Origin of the sequence: Pseudochrobactrum mosebachae (assembly GCF_048914685.1) — a bacterium.
Classification (GTDB): Bacteria; Pseudomonadota; Alphaproteobacteria; order Rhizobiales; family Rhizobiaceae; genus Pseudochrobactrum.
This window is the reverse complement of record NZ_CP128408.1, coordinates 177,096-194,792: the sequence shown is the minus strand read 5'-3', so window position 1 is coordinate 194,792 and position 17,697 is coordinate 177,096. Positions and strand designations below refer to the sequence as shown.

General features: G+C 49.2%; 7 protein-coding genes, 1 tRNA gene and 3 pseudogenes. 4 read left to right on the top strand and 7 right to left on the bottom strand.

What is annotated here, in order from left to right:
• A complete protein-coding gene (locus MP213Fo_RS00875) occupies nt 1-975 on the bottom strand; it encodes an ABC transporter permease (protein WP_421089823.1) in 975 nt (324 codons plus the stop codon).
• A 416-nt stretch (nt 976-1,391) separates the two neighbouring features.
• Between MP213Fo_RS00875 and MP213Fo_RS00870 the strand changes: the two genes are divergently transcribed.
• Nucleotides 1,392-2,168, top strand: coding sequence for an IclR family transcriptional regulator (locus tag MP213Fo_RS00870; RefSeq protein ID WP_421089822.1), 777 nt, complete (start codon nt 1,392-1,394; stop codon nt 2,166-2,168).
• A gap of 6 nt (nt 2,169-2,174) precedes the next feature.
• Here the strand turns inward: MP213Fo_RS00870 and MP213Fo_RS00865 are convergent, their stop codons facing one another.
• Nucleotides 2,175-4,535, bottom strand: coding sequence for a penicillin acylase family protein (locus MP213Fo_RS00865; RefSeq protein WP_421089821.1), 2,361 nt, complete (start codon nt 4,533-4,535; stop codon nt 2,175-2,177).
• A gap of 445 nt (nt 4,536-4,980) precedes the next feature.
• Here MP213Fo_RS00865 and MP213Fo_RS00860 point away from each other — a divergent pair.
• Nucleotides 4,981-5,057: transfer RNA gene (locus tag MP213Fo_RS00860), tRNA-Arg, on the top strand.
• A 238-nt stretch (nt 5,058-5,295) separates the two neighbouring features.
• Here the strand turns inward: MP213Fo_RS00860 and MP213Fo_RS00855 are convergent.
• Nucleotides 5,296-5,696, bottom strand: a pseudogene (locus MP213Fo_RS00855) (hypothetical protein); the annotation flags it as partial.
• A 290-nt stretch (nt 5,697-5,986) separates the two neighbouring features.
• On the opposite strand from MP213Fo_RS00855, the gene MP213Fo_RS00850 reads away from it, so the two are divergent.
• On the top strand, nt 5,987-9,103 hold the full coding sequence (locus MP213Fo_RS00850; RefSeq protein WP_421089820.1) for an autotransporter outer membrane beta-barrel domain-containing protein: 3,117 nt from the start codon (nt 5,987-5,989) through the stop codon (nt 9,101-9,103).
• Between the two features lie 511 nt (nt 9,104-9,614).
• On the opposite strand, the gene MP213Fo_RS00845 is transcribed toward MP213Fo_RS00850, so the two are convergent.
• On the bottom strand, nt 9,615-10,250 hold the full coding sequence (locus tag MP213Fo_RS00845; RefSeq protein WP_421089819.1) for a hypothetical protein: 636 nt from the start codon (nt 10,248-10,250) through the stop codon (nt 9,615-9,617).
• Nucleotides 10,251-10,532: 282 nt separating this feature from the next.
• On the opposite strand from MP213Fo_RS00845, the gene MP213Fo_RS00840 reads away from it, so the two are divergent.
• Nucleotides 10,533-11,561, top strand: a complete 1,029-nt coding sequence (locus MP213Fo_RS00840) for an Ldh family oxidoreductase (RefSeq protein WP_421089818.1) — start codon at nt 10,533-10,535, stop codon at nt 11,559-11,561.
• Between the two features lie 80 nt (nt 11,562-11,641).
• Here MP213Fo_RS00840 and MP213Fo_RS00835 read toward each other — a convergent pair whose 3' ends face one another.
• The 3 genes and pseudogenes from MP213Fo_RS00835 to MP213Fo_RS00825 all read right to left on the bottom strand — a co-directional run.
• Entirely contained in the window at nt 11,642-13,093 is a 1,452-nt protein-coding gene (locus MP213Fo_RS00835) for an NAD-dependent succinate-semialdehyde dehydrogenase (RefSeq protein ID WP_421089817.1), read from the bottom strand.
• A gap of 289 nt (nt 13,094-13,382) precedes the next feature.
• Nucleotides 13,383-13,826 (bottom strand): annotated as a pseudogene (locus tag MP213Fo_RS00830) (hypothetical protein); the annotation flags it as partial.
• 146 nt (nt 13,827-13,972) lie between these two features.
• Nucleotides 13,973-17,606: pseudogene (locus MP213Fo_RS00825) on the bottom strand (kinesin); the annotation flags it as partial.
• Nucleotides 17,607-17,697 lie beyond the last annotated feature (91 nt).

Here is a 17,697-nt window from a genome sequence, read left to right as displayed (position 1 = left end):
TTATGCTCCAATCCGCGGATCAACGACCCGGTAGATCAAGTCTGTAATGATATTAAATATGATAACCATGACAGAGGTGATAAGGAAAACGCCGAGCAGAACCGGATAATCGCGCTGCAGCAAGGCATCAAAGGCGAGGCGGCCAATACCGGGCCAGCCAAAAACAGTTTCGGTTAGGATTGCACCGCCAACCAGCTGTCCGGCTTGAATACCGGCCAGTGTAATGATTGGCAAAATAGCATTGCGCAGAATATGACGACGCACGATTGGCCCTGATTTGAGGCCCTTGGCACGCGCAGTGCGCACAAAATCCATATCGCGCACTTCCAGCATCGAGGCACGGGTCATGCGGGCATAAACAGCCATATAAAACAGGCCGAGTGTGGTCGCAGGCAGTACGAGATGGCGTGCCACATCAGTAATATGCGCCCAACCGGTATAAGACGCGCCGATTGTCTGCATACCCACTGCCGGCAGCCAGCCAAGATAGACTGAGAACAGCAAGATTGACATCAGCCCGATCCAGAACAGCGGCGTGGCATAGAAAATCAGTGAAACCACTGAAATAATGAAATCCAGCGGTTTGCCAACGCGCATTGCAGCCAGTGTGCCAAGTAAAACGCCTGAAAACAGGGCAAAAACAAAGGCAGAAACCGTAAGCAGCAATGTTGCGCCGAGACGGCTGAAAATCAGCTCGGTTACCGAGGTGTTCTGGCGATAGGAGAAACCTAAATCCCCTTGAACAATATTGGCGACATATTTAAATGCTTGCTCATATACCGGACGATCAAGCCCGAATTGCTCGCGCAATTGGGTCATATAGATCTCATCAGCCGCACCGGCCTGTCCGGCCATCACTGCAGCCGGATCACCTGGCGCCATTCGAATGAGAAAAAAGTTCAACAGAACAATAGCGAGTAGTACCGCAATGATTTTAAACCCGCGGGAGACAATTATGCGCAATAGACCTGTCATGTGAGCAACACCATAATTTTTCTGAACTGCCGCGTTTCGTTAAGCTCTGACACTTTATTAAAATCCTGTTTGAGATGATGACCGGTTATGTAAGATAAAGGTGCGATCCGTAATGCGAGCCGGTATATTGAACTTGCACCAGCAGGCATGCTGGTTAAGACAAAATAACAAATCTCATGCGCATACTGTTTTCACTACCATTACCAACATTCCTGAAATCAAAAGAGTGACTGGATATTACTGGACAAGTCGTATTGATATGCAATACGATCGTTTTGAAAATAATAGGTGAACTGTTATGTTCCGTCAATGCCTGATCATGATGCGGTTTATAATTATGTTTATGTGAATGATCAGTTGGCCGGTTAGTTATTTGGCCGCCGGGCGGATGATGTTCAATTTAAGAAAGATTTGAGATGGTTGGTGACAACGATAAAAACGTCGACGAAAGATTATTCCTGCGCTCGGTGGCGCGTGCTCTGCAAGTGCTGGAAGTTTTTGGTCGTTCACCGCATCCTTTATCGTTGCGTGAAATTGCTCAAGGCGCGGGTATTGATAAAAGCGCCGCTCAGCGAATAGCGCAAACCCTGCTAACTTTGGGTTATATGGAAAAAGCGCCCAATGATGCCGGTTTGTTACCGGGTAAGAAGCTGCTCGATCGCTCATTTGATTATCTGCGCACCAACCCGCTGATTGAGCGGGCATCGCCTGTGCTGCTGGCGCTACGCGAGGCAACCGGAGAGCGTGTCGATCTTAGCCTGTTCGACGGAACCAGCATTATTTATGCGCTGCGTCTGCAAAGTAAGCGCGAGACATTTTATGCAACGCTGAGCGGCAGGCGTATACCGGCCTATGCCACATCTGGCGGACGCTGCTGCATGGCACATCTGCCTGATGAGACAGTGCGCGACTTGCTGGAATCTTCGCAGCGCAAAGCTCTAACCTCCAAAACGATTATCGATCTTGATGCTATTTTGCTGAAAATCGAACAGGCGCGTAATGATGGCTATGCATGCGCTCTGGAAGAATCGCTAATTGGCGAGGTGGTGATTGCCGCCAGCATTACCACCAATACCGGCGAGCCGATTGGGGCAGTGCATATTGCAGCGTCTTTAAGCGAGTGGGAACCGGAAGAGTTCAGCCGGAAATTTGCACCGCTCGCCATTGAGGCTGCACGGGCAATTTCCGGCTGATTATGCTTAAGCAGACGGCATCAGCTTGATGATCTGCACAATATTTTTTTCAACTGCTGCTTTGGTATAGAGCAGCGGTTGATAGCGCCCCTCCAGCCAATCATTGGTCAGGTCATGATGATGGGCTGATGCCGGATCGCCGGACTGACCGGGCAAGTTCACAAACAGGCTGTTATCCCACGCACCAACATCGAAAATCATCCGCACGGACGGCCCTGTTATCGCCTGATAATCACTAGGCCGATAAGCGCCATACATCGGCGTTGAGCCACTGCCGCCTAAAGCGATCGGCGCAATGCTCATTGCATCAGCCGTTTGCGGAAAGGCATCGCTCAGCGCGTGCTTGAGATGCAGGCGATGCAAATCCCCCCATCGCCATTGGCTTGGATCATTGCCAAAACGCGTCAGGCAATCAGCCCATGCTGCTTTCAGCGTGGCTTCAACCAGCCCCTGCATCTGCTGCTGCGGGTTGGTTTCGAGCCAGCTTTTCGGGTCTTCCAAAATCGCCAATGCCGTTTGGATATCGCCCGGTTGCAGCAAAGCGCGCGTTTTCGCATCTTCAATGAAAAGAGCATAAAAGGCCGGTTTCAAATGGCTGCTCATCCAAACTTCAAACAGCGCCGCCTGCGGTGAAGCCGCCAGCATATGGTAATCCCAACCATCTAGAAACTCTGCTGCATGGCAGGCATCAGAGTCTGAAAGATGTAAATTTTCAAGCACTTTACAGGCACGAAACGCTGCCATGGAAAACAGGTCGTTTTGTAGCCGGCCTGAATCTTGCAGACTGTGCTCAGGCTGCTGTTCAAGCACTTGGTGAATACGCTCGGAACGGCTGGCATCAACCCATTCATAACCGATGCCGGGTTTTTTAGTGCCCCATTCCGGTGAAATATTCATTTCATTGGCTGTTGCCACAAAACCCTTTTCAGGATTGAGGGTGACCGGTAAATCATTGGCAGCCATAAAGCCCTGCCATTCATAGCGGCCATCACCGGCAACCGGCAGTAAACCGCTCCAATTCGGGCGCACCGGTGATTTTCCTACAATCTGCCATGCAATCTTGCCATCCATATCGGCATAGAGATGGTTGACTGAAGGTGTTGCCCAATTTTGCAGGCTCTTGCGGTAATCTTCATAAGTTTTAGCCCGCATCAAAGACAGGCTGGCCATGTAGGGTGCCGAGCCGGGCTCAGTCCATACTGTGCGAATGGCATAGGCACGCGATTTATCCTGCTCTTCAAGTACAACTGGCCCGTGTCTGGTAAAGCGCAATGGCAGATTTTGTGCCGGATATCCTTTTACTTCAAAGCGTTCCGTGAGCGTTGTAATATTTTCCCACCCGCCTTGATACCGATAGGCATCCGGATTGCCGGTTTGTGTCTCATATACATAGACATCTTCCTGATCGGCACCGGATATTGTCAGTGAAAAGGCATTGAATCCATTATGACCTAAAGAAATTCCCGGCGCCGATGGTTCACCGGCGCCAATACAATCAAAGCCAGGCATAGACAGATGAACAAGATAGCGCACAGACGGAATAGCGTGAGTTCTGTGTGGATCCGTTGCCATTATCGGGCGGCCGGTCTGGCTGCGTGATCCGGCAATTGCCCAGTTGTTAGAGCCCTGACTGTCGGTTGCCATAACAACTTCGCCAAGGGCATTCACATTATTCCAGCGCTGTGCCTGATCGAGCGTAGCACTCAAACGATCCTGACTAAAACTTACGGGTGCCGTGGCCAGTTTAAACAGGTCGATAACCTTGAGCGGAATATCCTTCAAGGCCAGATCACTGTCTGCACTCAGGTCAATATAGGGCTCGATTTGCTTACGCAAGGCATCCGCTTTTTGCGAAGACCGCGCCATGATTTGCGCACGCACAACTTCAGACAAGGCATTGCGGGTCAGGCAATGGCTGCGGATACGCACGACATCCTGCGCTGCCCAATAAGACGGCTTGGTGTTAAGCAAAACGAATTCAGGCGGCAGTGCTTCGTCACCACTCAACACTCTCGCAACATAGGCATTAATACCGCTGACAAAAGCACCGCAGATTGTTTCGGTGTCATCTTTATAAGCGGCCCATTCGGCCTGCATATCGCCATTGTAAAGGAAGAGACGGGAGGCGTGATCCTGCGCCAGATAGCCGGGACCAAAATCTGCAGCTAATAGGCCCAGCCCGCGCTTGCGCCATAAATCAATCTGCCACAGCCTGTCACGCGCTGCATTATAGCCTTGTGCGAAAAACAGATCGTGGCTGTTGTCAGCGCGGATATGAGCGATACCCCACTGATCAAGCGCAATGTCTACAGGGCTGATGAGGTCATCTAACCGGAATTCAGAAGTTGGGGGAACGATATCGGACATAAAACTACCTGAGCTATAAAGAGCAGATGAATACCGGCGAACCAGTATCGATGGTCTGTTATAGTCAATAAACAGCTTTTTGAATTGCTATGCAATACGGTAGTATTAATTATCGCGCTAAAAGTTGGATGTGGTTTTCTGTATATGGGGTTGTGTTCTTAAAAATCTGAAACCTGAATCAAAAAATTCATAAGCGCCTGAATTTGACTTAGGCAGAGTCAAAAATAAAAGGACTTCCAGTCCTTTGTGGCTACATAATGCGGAGTTTAATGGATGAGCACACAATTCTTTGCTGATTAAGGTTGCAGTTGTCAGGCTTCGAACCTGTGACGTCTGCTTGCGCAGTTTTCATATATATTCCGCAACATTTTAGCCTTTGCCCCATTGATGCGGAGCAAGGCATCGGTTAGAAGCTTTGATATCCAAGGGATTATGTTCCTGATGCGCACCCGTAGCTCAGCTGGATAGAGTGCTGCCCTCCGAAGGCAGAGGTCACAGGTTCGAATCCTGTCGGGTGCGCCAATAAAATCAATGACTTAATATTTTTCAGGCAGTTACCAGAGGTTCAAATGAACCTATAAGTCCAATGCAGAAGAGGCTTTAGGTAAGTAGTCCGGCGAGAATCGCGCATAGGCCTTGAAAGTGAACGTTGTTGATGAGTGTCCTAAGTGCTGCACTATCTAATCCATTGATATGCTAGCCTCAGCCATCCACACTGCCGCACTCTGGCGAAGATCGTGCAGCACAACATCTTTAAACTAAGCTTGCTAATGTAACGATAGTAGGTCTCTCTAATGATGAAGGTTCGGCAGGCAAGGGCAATGCTAATCCCCGCGCCGCTCCACGACCATCTCTCGTAGCTGAAATGGGCCAGTTACTTTTTTCAAAGGGCTTCCTTCAAAAGCTCGTTCTGCTAGCTGAGCTCTGCAAAAATCTTCTTAAGCCGTCGGTTGCTTCGCCAGGCGATCGATTCATTGGATCAATTGCTTTTTTCTGCTTGTGATCATTCAATGCCTTTGTCTGAACAATCATTAATGCGTGCATCCCACCGCACTTGGAGCACCTCTTGTAGGACGATGTGCCGCTCATCCCATGCTCCCGAAAAAGTTCGGCCACAGGCACGGCACCTTCAGTTGGGCGGAGCATAGATAAAACTTGCATAAATCAACAGCGTGAATAACTTCATGACAATAATATATTAGCTAATGCTGATATATTATTGTCATGAACATATACTATACAAAGCCACGTTTATGAAACGTATTTACAACCTTAATCAAAAAAATCGCTCGTTATTTAATGATTAATATAGATGTCGATTGCGTTGATAAAAAAGAAATTGAAGTGGTTTAATTAGTATGAAAATTATAAAATTAAGAAAAAGGCAATTTTTATCTTCAACGTCTTTTTCAATTATAATATCCGGAATTTACTTACTAACATCACCTGCTATGGCACAGCGAGTTATCGCTGATGCTACAACAGAGCAAGTAGCTGCCGGCACTATCATAGATACTGGAACGGCACGCGGCGGCGCCGGTTATGCTTTTTTTGCATCTAATGGAGGAAAAATCATTGCGGATGGTGCTGTCTCTTTGACGACCGGCGGCAATGCAGCCCATGTAGTGTTGGTCGAATCTGGCTCACAAGCAACCTTGCTTTCAGGCTCGATAGTTACGTCTACCGGAAGCGGTTCTTATGGTTTATGGGCCACCGGCTCTGATGCACTCCTAACAGTGACAGGCACCACATTTAACACATCGGGCACCGGCATAGTGAGCGCACGTGGTGGCACAGCTATCATTACCAATAGCGATATTACTTCATCTGCTGGCTTTGGATTGCATGCATTGGATTTGGGTACAAATATAATTGCGACTGATGTAAATGTGGCGACGAAAGCGAATAATAAACAAGCCATTGAAGCTAATGTTGGTACTATCAAACTCTCTACAGACAGCAGAGATAAGAATAGAGTTTGGACCGTTGGCAATTTTGCTTACGGTATTCTCGCGCAAAATTCAGGAATAGTCATCAGTGATGGTGGCTTGCAAATTGATACGGAAGGTAATTCGGCCTCTGGGTTGTTTGCCCAAAGAAAGGGCAAAATCAGCCTTGATGCTGCGGCTGGGGTTACAACATCGGGCACAGGCGCTTATGGAATTCACGCGCAGGATCTGGAATCGGCTATCACTGCTACAGATACGATCACAACAACAAGTGGAGAGAATGCTCACGGGGCCGTTGTTGAGAGAGCTGCATCCATTGTGCTCACGCGTGGTAGTATAACGACAACCGGAAATGGAGCCGATGGACTTAAAGCATCGGGTAATGGATCTTCAATCATTGCGACAGATCTTGTAGCGCAAACCAATGCGGATGATGCGCAGGGAGCAGATGCCAAAGACGCAGCGAATATCAGCTTAAGTGGCGGCCAGGTGATAACGCAAGGCTCCCAAGCCAACGGATTGCATGCTTCAGATGCGGGCACGATTATCACAACTACCGCAACGATTATAAAGACTAATGGCACGAACGCTCAAGGCGTCTATGCTGGCAATCTGGGTGAAATCTCGACTACAAGCGGCAGCATCGCCACCACTGGTCAGGGCGCAAACGGCCTTTCTGTGTATGACGGCGGTATAATTACGGCCAATAACTCCATAATCACCACCAGTGGAGCCGATGCGGCAGCGATCTATGCTACCCAAATAGCCTCTGGTGAGACCAATAAGGTCAATATATCGAATACGGTGCTTCAGTCCTCACAGAGTGATAATATACGCTCCGAAGGCGCAACGCTTGCAGTCAGTTTTGATAGTGTTACAGCCGAAAAGGGTGGGGGTGTTTTTCTCAATGCACGTGATGATGCCGATGGTAATCACAGCATAGTCAATTTGGATGCTAAAAACTCGGTACTTAATGGCGATGTTTTTGCTGGAACTGACAATATTGCCAATGTGAATCTGGATGCAAGCCAACTTACCGGCGCTACCAATAATGCCACGAATGTTACGCTTAACTCTGAAAGCCTCTGGAATGTGACCGATAATTCCACGATTTCGCAAATATTGACAAATGGCGGTACCATTGCTTTCACGCCACCAATTGATGGAAATTTTAAAACACTCACGGCAGGTAATTATATCGGCACAGAAGGCATGATCCTGTTTAACACAGTACTTGGTGACGACACGTCCCCAACCGATATGCTTCGTGTGGATGGCAACACCTCAGGTGAAGCCAATGTGAAGGTGAACAATGTTAATGGGGGCGGTGCTCAAACCGTTGAGGGCATAAAGCTGATCGATGTGGCGGGTGCTTCTGAAGGCAGTTTTTCCCTTTTAGGCGATACAACCTTTAATGGTGATCAAGCTGTCGTCGGAGGTGCTTATGCCTATAGGCTTTATCAGGGCAGTATATCTGCCCCGGCAGATGGTAACTGGTATCTACGTTCCCAGTTGATCGATCCCGTAGCACCTCCTGTTGATCCCGTAGATCCGCCTGTTGATCCAAAGCAACCACTTTATCAGCCGGGAGTTCCAAGTTATGAGGCCTATCCTCAAATTCTGTTGGGCCTGAATGGTTTGCCCACTTTACAGCAGCGAGTTGGTAATCGTTATTGGAGTAATGCTGGTAATATCATGCTGGCAGAGGGCGCAGACCCTATTGGTACACCTTATGCGACACCGTATGAAGCCGGCGTTCTTATCGAGAGTAATGGTGTTTGGGGCCGTATTGAAGGTAGCCAGACTAAGATTAATCCCAAATATTCAACATCCAATACTGATTATAACTACAATATGTTCCGTATTCAGGCAGGCTTGGATGGCATGCTGGCGGAAAATGAGAACGGCAAATTGCTCGGCGGCATCACCGTCCACTATGTTAAAGGTAACGCAGATACCTTCTGGAAGGATGGTATTGACGGCTACGGCGATGGCAAAATTTCCACCGACGGCTATGGATTTGGCGGCACGCTGACCTGGTATGGTGATAATGGATTTTATCTTGACGGTCAGGCTCAGCTAACATGGTATAAGAGTAATCTGAGTGCCAATCAGAGCCATGACTTGATAAGTGGCAATAATGCCTTTGGATATGGATTGTCGATTGAGGGTGGTAAGCGGATTACTGTTGATCAGTCATGGTCTGTCACGCCGCAAGCACAACTCGTCTACTCCAATATTGGTTTTGACAAATTCGACGATGTTTTTGGTGCGAATGTGAGCCTGAATAAAGGTGACAGCCTTCAAGGCCGCATAGGCTTGAGTGTTGATCATCAAAACTCTTGGTATAATGACAAAGGCACCATCGACCGGACCTATGTCTATGGTATTGCTAACCTCTATTACGAATTTTTGGATGGTACATCCATAGATGTGTCAGGCTCTGACTTTATATCACGTAAAGATCGTCTATGGGGTGGCATTGGTCTTGGTGGGTCATATAATTTAAATAATGACAAGTATTCAGTCTACGGTGAAGGTTCTGTGAATACGTCTCTGCAAAATTTCGGAGACAATTATACTTACAAGGGCACTGTCGGACTACGCGTAAAGTGGTAAATTTCAGCTGCTCGATAGAGTTGAAAAGCATCACGCCTTCACATGATTAATACTTGAAGTAATCACGAAAACTGAACCGATCCTTATCATTGCAGGATGAATAATTTCGTCCTGCAATGATAACTTACAGCGCTATCATTAGCCAGGTGATCTCTAAATCTCCGGGTACATAGATTAAAAAAGTATTATTGTATCGATGCAGGTTGTTGATCTGATTTGTCAGATAAAGTCGGAACTTATACAGATCGTCAAACACAGAGCCGGGCTGCTAAATCTGGCGGATGAGCAAAGAAATGTATCAAAGCCTCATCATATTTTGCTTTTTTATCCAATGTCTTAATCTGTGTTTCAGTAAGGGTCAGGCTATATTGGAAACCTTGGTTTCTAAAGCTTTTAAGGTGTTTTTAAGTTTACAAAATCATGCCGCAACCAGATTGAATGGCTTATTCGGTTTTACAATACACAAACAACCCGGAAAATCGTCAAATAATTACCTGTAATAACGACAGTGTTAAATTCTGCTCCACTGTTTTTCAGTTTCTGTACTTATTAAAGACAGTACAGTTTTGATTTCACAGAACATATGATCGTGGCTGCGGGCGTAGTTATAGTGTGCAGAGAAATTTGAGAGCCAGTCTTTTGAAATACGTTCGATCTGACCGCCATGGGAGGGCGTTATAGGATCTAGGTCTAAAAATTGCGTATCCCGATGATGCATACCCATTCGGCGATAAAACGGGGCTGCTTCTTCGACAGAGTCAAGTTTGATAAAGTTGAGCCCTCTTTCTTGCCCATCTTTACAGGCTAAGTACATCATTAATCGTCCAAGCCCAGGTCGGAGCTTGTATTCAGGTGAATTTCGTTTCATCCCCAAAGCATTGATGCCACATACTAAGAGTGTTTCTTCATTAATATCCTGTATCTCTACTTTTCTTTGCAGCGGGTCTTTTTCACTCCCATATAAATCAATTTCGTTCTCATATATTTTTTTTTTGGTAATGCCGAATTCATTTGTAAAGGATATCTCTCCAGCTTTGAGGTCAGAACCTATGGGATAAAAATACCAGTCTCTGCTGTGCTCTGTATAGGTTTTCTGAGGTCTTAATTCCAAAAACTCTCCGGTGTAACGATTTTTAAAGCGTATCATTCTTTCTCCGTAATGTGGGAATGCATAGTGAAATTTCACATGAGGCAGTTTAAAATGAATATGCCATAAAGTTTTAGGACTAACTATTTCAGCATATTGCGGGCATTTTTGTGCCTGTATACCAGCGGTTCTTTGGCTGATTACGAATGGCGCACGCCTATATCTGTAGCGGTTTGAACTGAGGCGTTGCAAATTTGTTGCGCGTAGCCGATGACATCATGCATGCCGGACAGCATGTGCAGATATGCTGCCGCAGTTACCGCGTATTGGTGGAGGCGAAACGTGACAGTTATAGTTGAGCAGGAGCAAATTGCTCTTTCCGATAAAGATGTATTCAATCTTGCTTATTCATTTTTGACTAAGCACGGATTATCTGATGCACAATCAAATGCACTGGCCACGGTTTTATACAAAGCACAACGTGATGAATGCCGCTCGCACGGATTGCAGAGATTGGCCGGAACACTTGAAACTATGGCACATCCGGCTTTCAACAGAGAGGCTGATCCGCAGCCGGTTGAAATCACACCTGCTGTGATACAGGTTGATGCGAATTACGGGTTTTCAATATTGGCGGTTGAGCGCGCATTGCCACAGCTAATCAGCAATGCAAAACGTATTGGTATTGCTGTTCTGGCGATTAATAACGGTTTTCATTCCACAGCATTATGGCCGGTTGTTGAAGAGCTTGCCGAGAACGGCTTGGCGGCTTTGTCGATGAACCCGACCCATGACTGGGTTGTACCTGCCGGCGGCATATCGGGTGCTTTGGGCACTAATCCTATTGCTTTTGCCTGGCCACGCACCAAGCATGCACCTTATGTTTTTGACTTTGCAACGAGCGCTGCTGCGCGTGCCGATATTGCGCTGTACCGGCAGGAAGGTCGTGCTATCCCTGCGGATTGGGGTGTTGATGCAGATGGCCAGCCAACTACAGATCCGGCTGCGGTGCTTGCAGGCGCGATGTTACCTTTTGGCGGGCATAAGGGCTCGGCTCTTGCGACGATGATCGAGCTGTTAGCGGGGCCATTTATTGGCGACAGAACCAGCAGGCAATCGGCGGCATTTGATCAGGGGGCGCGTGCAGCGCCATGTCATGGTGAGCTTATTATTGCGTTCAATCCGGATTTGATGTCAGCTGTAGCCGGTAAGCCAATTGCGGATGACGGTGCTGAAGACCTTTTTGCGCGTATTACTGCGCAGGGGGCGCGGCTACCCGGTGAACGCCGCTATCAAGCCCGTAAAAGATCAGCCGAGAATGGTATTAAAGTTCCGAAAGCACTTTATAACAAGATCAAAGCAATGATCTGACCTGCATTGTGTGTGTTCTGATAAAAATAAAAAACCGGCCTGCGTTATCAGGCCGGTTTTTTGTTATGGCGGATTAAGTGTCAGATGATCTTATGGGTCACGAATTTGGTATTGAGATAAGCGTTAATCGCCTCAGAACCACCTTCAGTACCATAGCCTGAGTCCTTGATGCCGCCGAAAGGAACTTCCGGCAAAGCAAGGCCAAGATGATTAATCGTGGTCATACCAGCCTCAATCCGCAATCCGAGCTGCTGGGCATTATGTGCCGAGCGGGTGAAGGCATAGGAGGCCAGACCAAAAGGCAGGCGGTTTGCTTCATCAATCACTTCATCAAGTGTTTTGAAGGATGAGAAAACGGCGACCGGCCCAAATGGCTCTTCATTCATGATACGTGAGGTTTTAGGCGCATCCGCCAACACTGTCGGCTCGAAGAAGTTACCCACATTGCCGATGCGGCGTCCGCCGGTCATCAGTCTTGCGCCATTATCAACCGCATCCTGAATTAGGGCTTCAAGCGCAGGAATACGGCGCTCATTGGCCAGCGGCCCCATATCGACGCCGCTGTCAAAACCATTGCCGACCTTGATCGCCTTGGCTTTTTCAGTGAAGGAGGCAACAGCCTGCTCATAGACATTTTCCTGAACCAGAAAACGGGTCGGCGATACGCAAACCTGACCGGCATTACGGAATTTGGATGCTGCCAACACGGCAATTGCATTTTCCACGTCTGCATCATCAAAAATGATTGCAGGTGCGTGACCACCGAGTTCCATTGTCGATAATTTCATATGCTGGCTTGCAAGACCTGCCAGCTGTTTACCGATCGGAGTAGAGCCGGTAAACGAGATTTTACGAATAACCGGATGCGGAATAAGATATTCGGAAATCTCTGCCGGAATGCCATAAACCAGATTAACCACACCTGCCGGAATGCCTGCATCAACAAAAACACGGATTAATTCAGCAGGTGAAGCCGGCGTTTCTTCCGGTGCTTTAACAATGATGGAGCAGCCGGCAGCAATGGCGGCAGACAGCTTGCGTACAACCTGATTGATCGGGAAGTTCCATGGAGTGAAGGCTGCCACAGGGCCGACAGGCAGTTTAATAGCCATCTGCGAAACGCCGGCAGCGCGCGCAGGAATAATCTGGCCATAGGTGCGGCGGGCTTCTTCAGCAAACCATTCAATAATATCGGCACCAGCCAGAATTTCGCCCTTGGCCTCAGCCACCGGCTTGCCCTGCTCATAGGTCAGAATTGGCGCAATAGTATCGGCGCGCTCACGCAGCAGATCTGCAGCACGGCGCATAAATTTGGAGCGCTCATAAGGGGATGTTTCAGACCAGATTTTGAAGCCTTTAGCAGCTGCATCCAATGCCGCATCCAGATCAGCTTTTTCCGCATGGGCAACTTTGCCGATAACTTCGCCGGTTGCCGGATTGAACACGTCAATTGTGCGTCCGTTCAATGCGTTGCGCCATTCGCCATTGATCAAAAGCTGGGTGTCAGGGTATCGCGCTGCGGACTGGGACATGGTTTCTCCGAAATATCTGTCTGATGGCAGCTCTGTCTGTGCTGCCATATATGCTGTTTTCTTTATAGCACACTATAGAACTCGTAAGGCGTTTCAAGGCAAGAAATTATTGCGAACAGAAAGATAAATGAGACGCTTTAACGTGAATGTGATCTGTGCGGACAAAGCAGTTATAAAAAAGCAGATGCACGTTTATGGATGTAAAATCAAAAAAGGCGGGAAAATCCCGCCTTTAAATGTTTTTGTACGGTTTGAGCGCAAACCACTCAAATTGGATCTAGTGATCTGTTTAGCGCAAGCGACCTGATGCGTGGGCCAGCATGGTATAAACCTTACCGGTATCAGATGTCAGATAGGTCTGCGTAACCATATTGTCGCGATCATTACGGGCAACATCCTCAAGAAGACGCTGGAAATCATCCATGTAACGGTCAACTGCACGGCGGAAGTCACCATCCATCTGGTATTTACGCTTGATCTCTTCAAAGGTCTGCTGACCTTTCAGCGTATAAAGACGGCGTGTAAACACATTGCGCTCACCACGGCGGTACCGATCCCAAAGCTCAACAGAGGCTTCATGATCAATCGCACGGGCAATATCAACCGACAGGGAGTTCAGGCTGTCAACCACATGGGCTGCCGAACGCTGCGGGGTAACATTGCTCTGGCTGCGCGGTGCCGGCGCTTCTTCTTCATCCGCTGAAGCGCGGGCGAGCAGATTGCTGACCCAGCCGCCACGTGCAGGCTCCTGTGGAGCTGATGTTGGCGCTGTTGATGCAGTCTGAGGCGCAGGTGCCGTATTATAGGCCGGTGTAAAGCTCTGTGCCGGTTGCGGTGCTGGTGCTGCGGTTTGCTGGGCATAGGCAACCTGCTGCACCGGTGCAGCTTGCTTTGCCACTGTGCGGTCGGCACGGCTGTCACCAACATCAACCAGACGGCCGGATTTGTTGACTATAGAGGCCAGTTCTTTCAGAGCGCTAATCTGCTCAGAAACGGCTTTGCGCATAGCAGAGGTTGATTCCTTGGCTTCAACCGGCATATCCAATACACCGCGTTTCAGCTCACCACGGGTTGCATCCAGTTCGCTGCGGATTTCTGCAGAGGTACGACGAATTTCATCCGTCGCCGAGGCAAATTTATGCGCGGCTTGTTCGACAACTTCTGTGATCGCATTGCGCAGTTGTTCGGTTGAATTGCGTGTGCGGCCTTCGGTACGCTCAAGAGCAGAGGTGATCAGACCTTCAAAGCCCTGCATCACTTTCTCGATGTTTTCAGACTTGGCAATCAGACCGGCAGACAGGCGTTCCAATGCATCCTGACGTTCTGACAATGTGTCAGTCAGGCCGTTCTGTGCTGTGCCGATCAAATCGGATGCGCGGGAAAGAACAACGCTGTGGTCTTCAAATCGCTTGGAAATATCTGCAATCTGGGTCAGCGTATTGCCTGAGAGCGAACGCAAGGCGCCAATATTGCTATCGATCACCACGCTTGAGCTTGAGAATATCTGAGCTGCTTTATTGGTGCTTTCGGCAAAATTCGATGTGGTTTCAACCAGACGGGTATCAATATCGTTGAGGTTGAGCGTTGCCTTGTCGATCAGCTGGCCAAGTTCACTATTCGAACTTGCCAAACGGTCGATCAGGCTGCCCACGCCATCCGAAAGATTGCTTTTAGCTTCCTGCACAGCAGAGATTGTTTCAGCAGTGCGGCTGGCCAATGCATTGACCAGAGCGGCATTTTCAGCGCGCAGACGGTCTGTTGCAGCATGGGTTGCCTGCTCGAGCTGGCTGGCCAGACCTTGACCACTATCGGCAAGGCGCTGCACCAATGGCTCTGCAGTATCCGCGAGAATACGGGTAATTTCCTGCGAACGGGCGGCGAGAACCGCATTAAGTTCACGGGTACGTTCTTCAAGCGTTGAGGATGTGTTCTGCGTGGCATCAGAAATGCGTGCTTCAATCACACCCAGTTCGCCGGTAATACGCGAGCCGATTTCACCAAGACCCATGGCAATTGCGTCGGCACGTTCGGTGAGGCGGGCTTCTGTGCCGGAAAGATTTTCCAGAACACGGGCGCTGAAAGCTTCACTATGCGAGCCAAGCACATCACTTGTACGCGATGCTGTTTCTGCTATCCGCGATTCAATGGTGTTGAGCTCGCCGGTGAGGCGGTTGCTTACTTCATTAATGCCGGATGCGATTGTATCGGCGCGTTCAGTGAGGCGGGCTTCTGTGCCGGAAAGATTTTCCAGAACACGGGCGCTGAAAGCTTCACTATGCGAGCCAAGCACATCACTTGTGCGCGATGCTGTTTCTGCAATCCGCGTTTCAATGGTGCTGAGTTCGCCGGTGAGGCGGCTTTCAATGGCTTCAAGACCAGAGGCAATCTGGCTGGCGCGCTCACCAAGACGGGCTTCTGTGCCATTGAGATTTTCAATCAGGCGGTCGTTAAAGTTTTCACCAAAACCATGCAGGGCATCACCGGCTTTTGCAGCTTCTGCTGTCAGTGAGCTTGCAGCTTCGGTAATTTTTTCACGCAAGGTACCGGCAACAACTGAGGCGCTCTGCTCCAGTGATTTACGAACATTGTCGACACCCATGCTCAGAGCACGTTCCATTGTCGAGGTGCGCTCTTCAATAATACCGGTCTGATTGTCAAAAGTGCTCTGTAAAGCGCCTGTTGCATTGGCAACAGCATCCTGTAGCGTAACTGTGCGCTGTACCAGCGTATCACTGTGCTGACGCAGATTGGCATCAAGATTTTCAGTGCCACTTACCAAAGCTGCCTGCAGCTGCGCGGCATGGCCATCAACGGTGCTGATATGATCATTGAGAAGCGAGCCAACGGCTTGGCTGCTATTTTGCAACGCTTCCGAAAAATGCTGGTTACGCTCATCCAAAGTGCGGGAGAATTCGCCTTGCTGCTGATCCAGTGTGGATTTAAGCGAAGATGCGCGTTCTTCAAAACGACCTTCTTGCTCGCTAAACACTTCATTGAGCTTGGCATTATGTGCAGCCATGGCTTCACGCATATCACTGGTGCGCTGCTCCAGAATTGCGGCATGCTGGCTGGCTGTATTGTCGAGATTGGTGGCATTGCTGGCAATAGCGCGTTCAATATCGGCACCGCGTGCAGCAATGGTCTGGCCATGCTCCTGCATCGCAGAGCTCAGGCGCTCAGCTTCGCCGGACAGTGTTGAAGACAGAGTTTCACGGCTATCAGCAATCTGCGAGATGAACTGACCGGCACGATCATTAAGCAGACCGGCAACCGAATCTGTAATGCCTGAAAGTTCATCACCAAGTTTGGCTTTGGTCTCATCAACCACGGTGCTGATTGAAGAGCGTACGCCGGAGAAGGTTTCAGCAATCTCACGGGTGCGGGCAATCAGGTTTTCATTAATCTGACGCGAGCGAACTTCCAGTGCCGCATTGAGTTTTTCCGTGCTGCTGTCGATAGCTTGAGCACGGCCTTCAAACTCGGTAAGCAGCGAGTGACCGCGTTCTGCCAGAGTTGAATTGAGGTTCGCCAGACGCTGATCGAATTCTGTGACCATATTCATGGTCGCATCACCCAGCAGTGAAGCAATATTTGTGGTACGGGTATCGAGCGCTTCAGTCAGCGTTGCTGTGAGGCCTTTTGACCGCTCTTCAAGGGTTGCAATGCGGGTGTCAAGAATATTGACGAAATCGCCGCCCGATGCGCTGATACGGGTTGAAAGATCAGTGCTGCGGGTATCAATCGCTTCAGAAATCGCGGTGCCGCTTTCGTTCAGGCGGCTGATCATGGTTTCACCTGCATGCGACAGGGAAGAGCTCAGCTCGCTTGAAACATTCAGAACATTGTCGCGGATAATATCGCTGGCCGAAGACAATTCGGTTTTCAGATGCTCATGGGCACCGGAGATTGACGAGCGTACGCGTTCTGCATGACTGATCACAGCTTCACGCTCATTGCCCAGTTCAGCAATCAATGCGCGGATGCGTACTTCATTATCGCTATAGGCACGTTCAAGCTGATGAACCTCGGTCTGCACCAGCGATTCCAGCTCAACCGCACGGGCGAGGGTGCGTTCAATGCCTTCATTCATGGCATTTACTTCACGGCGCACTGCCTGACCAAGCGTAGAAACGCGGTCACCGGCAGCCGCTTCAGGCGAAGCTAGGCGCAGAGCCGCCGCAGTCATCTGACGGGCAGCGGTTTGCATTTCCTGTGCACGGCGCACCATCTGGGCAAAGCCCCAGAACATCACAACCGGAACGGCAATACCGGCAGCAATGCCAACGCCTGTTGGCGTAGTGAAGAAGTCTTTGATCGCCTGAAACGAGGTTAAACCCTGCGGGCTCAGTGCGTTACCAAGGGCAAGGCCGCCGGCAGTCCACAGGGCGCTGACTGCGGTTGTTGTCCAGAAAACGCTGGAAGTGCGGCCATTGGTACGGCGCAGCAGCAGGTTTTCATTACGCAGGTCATCATTTGCAGGTGTAAATGGTGTGGCGGATGCTGAAGCTTGTGCAGCCGTTTGTAGTGAGCCGTTTGCAATAGGGTCATTTGCAATAGGGCGGGATGCAACTGGCTGATCAAGAGCGGCTTCAAGGCGCTGATCA

What these genes read in the sequence shown, in the direction of transcription:
- MP213Fo_RS00835 (WP_421089817.1), bottom strand. Translation starts at nt 13,093, where the DNA reads ATGTCCCAGTCCGCAGCGCGATACCCTGACACCCAGCTTTTGATCAAT.
- MP213Fo_RS00865 (WP_421089821.1), bottom strand. Translation starts at nt 4,535, where the DNA reads ATGTCCGATATCGTTCCCCCAACTTCTGAATTCCGGTTAGATGACCTC.
- MP213Fo_RS00850 (WP_421089820.1), top strand. Translation starts at nt 5,987, where the DNA reads ATGGCACAGCGAGTTATCGCTGATGCTACAACAGAGCAAGTAGCTGCC.
- MP213Fo_RS00870 (WP_421089822.1), top strand. Translation starts at nt 1,392, where the DNA reads ATGGTTGGTGACAACGATAAAAACGTCGACGAAAGATTATTCCTGCGC.
- MP213Fo_RS00875 (WP_421089823.1), bottom strand. Translation starts at nt 975, where the DNA reads ATGACAGGTCTATTGCGCATAATTGTCTCCCGCGGGTTTAAAATCATT.
- MP213Fo_RS00845 (WP_421089819.1), bottom strand. Translation starts at nt 10,250, where the DNA reads ATGATACGCTTTAAAAATCGTTACACCGGAGAGTTTTTGGAATTAAGA.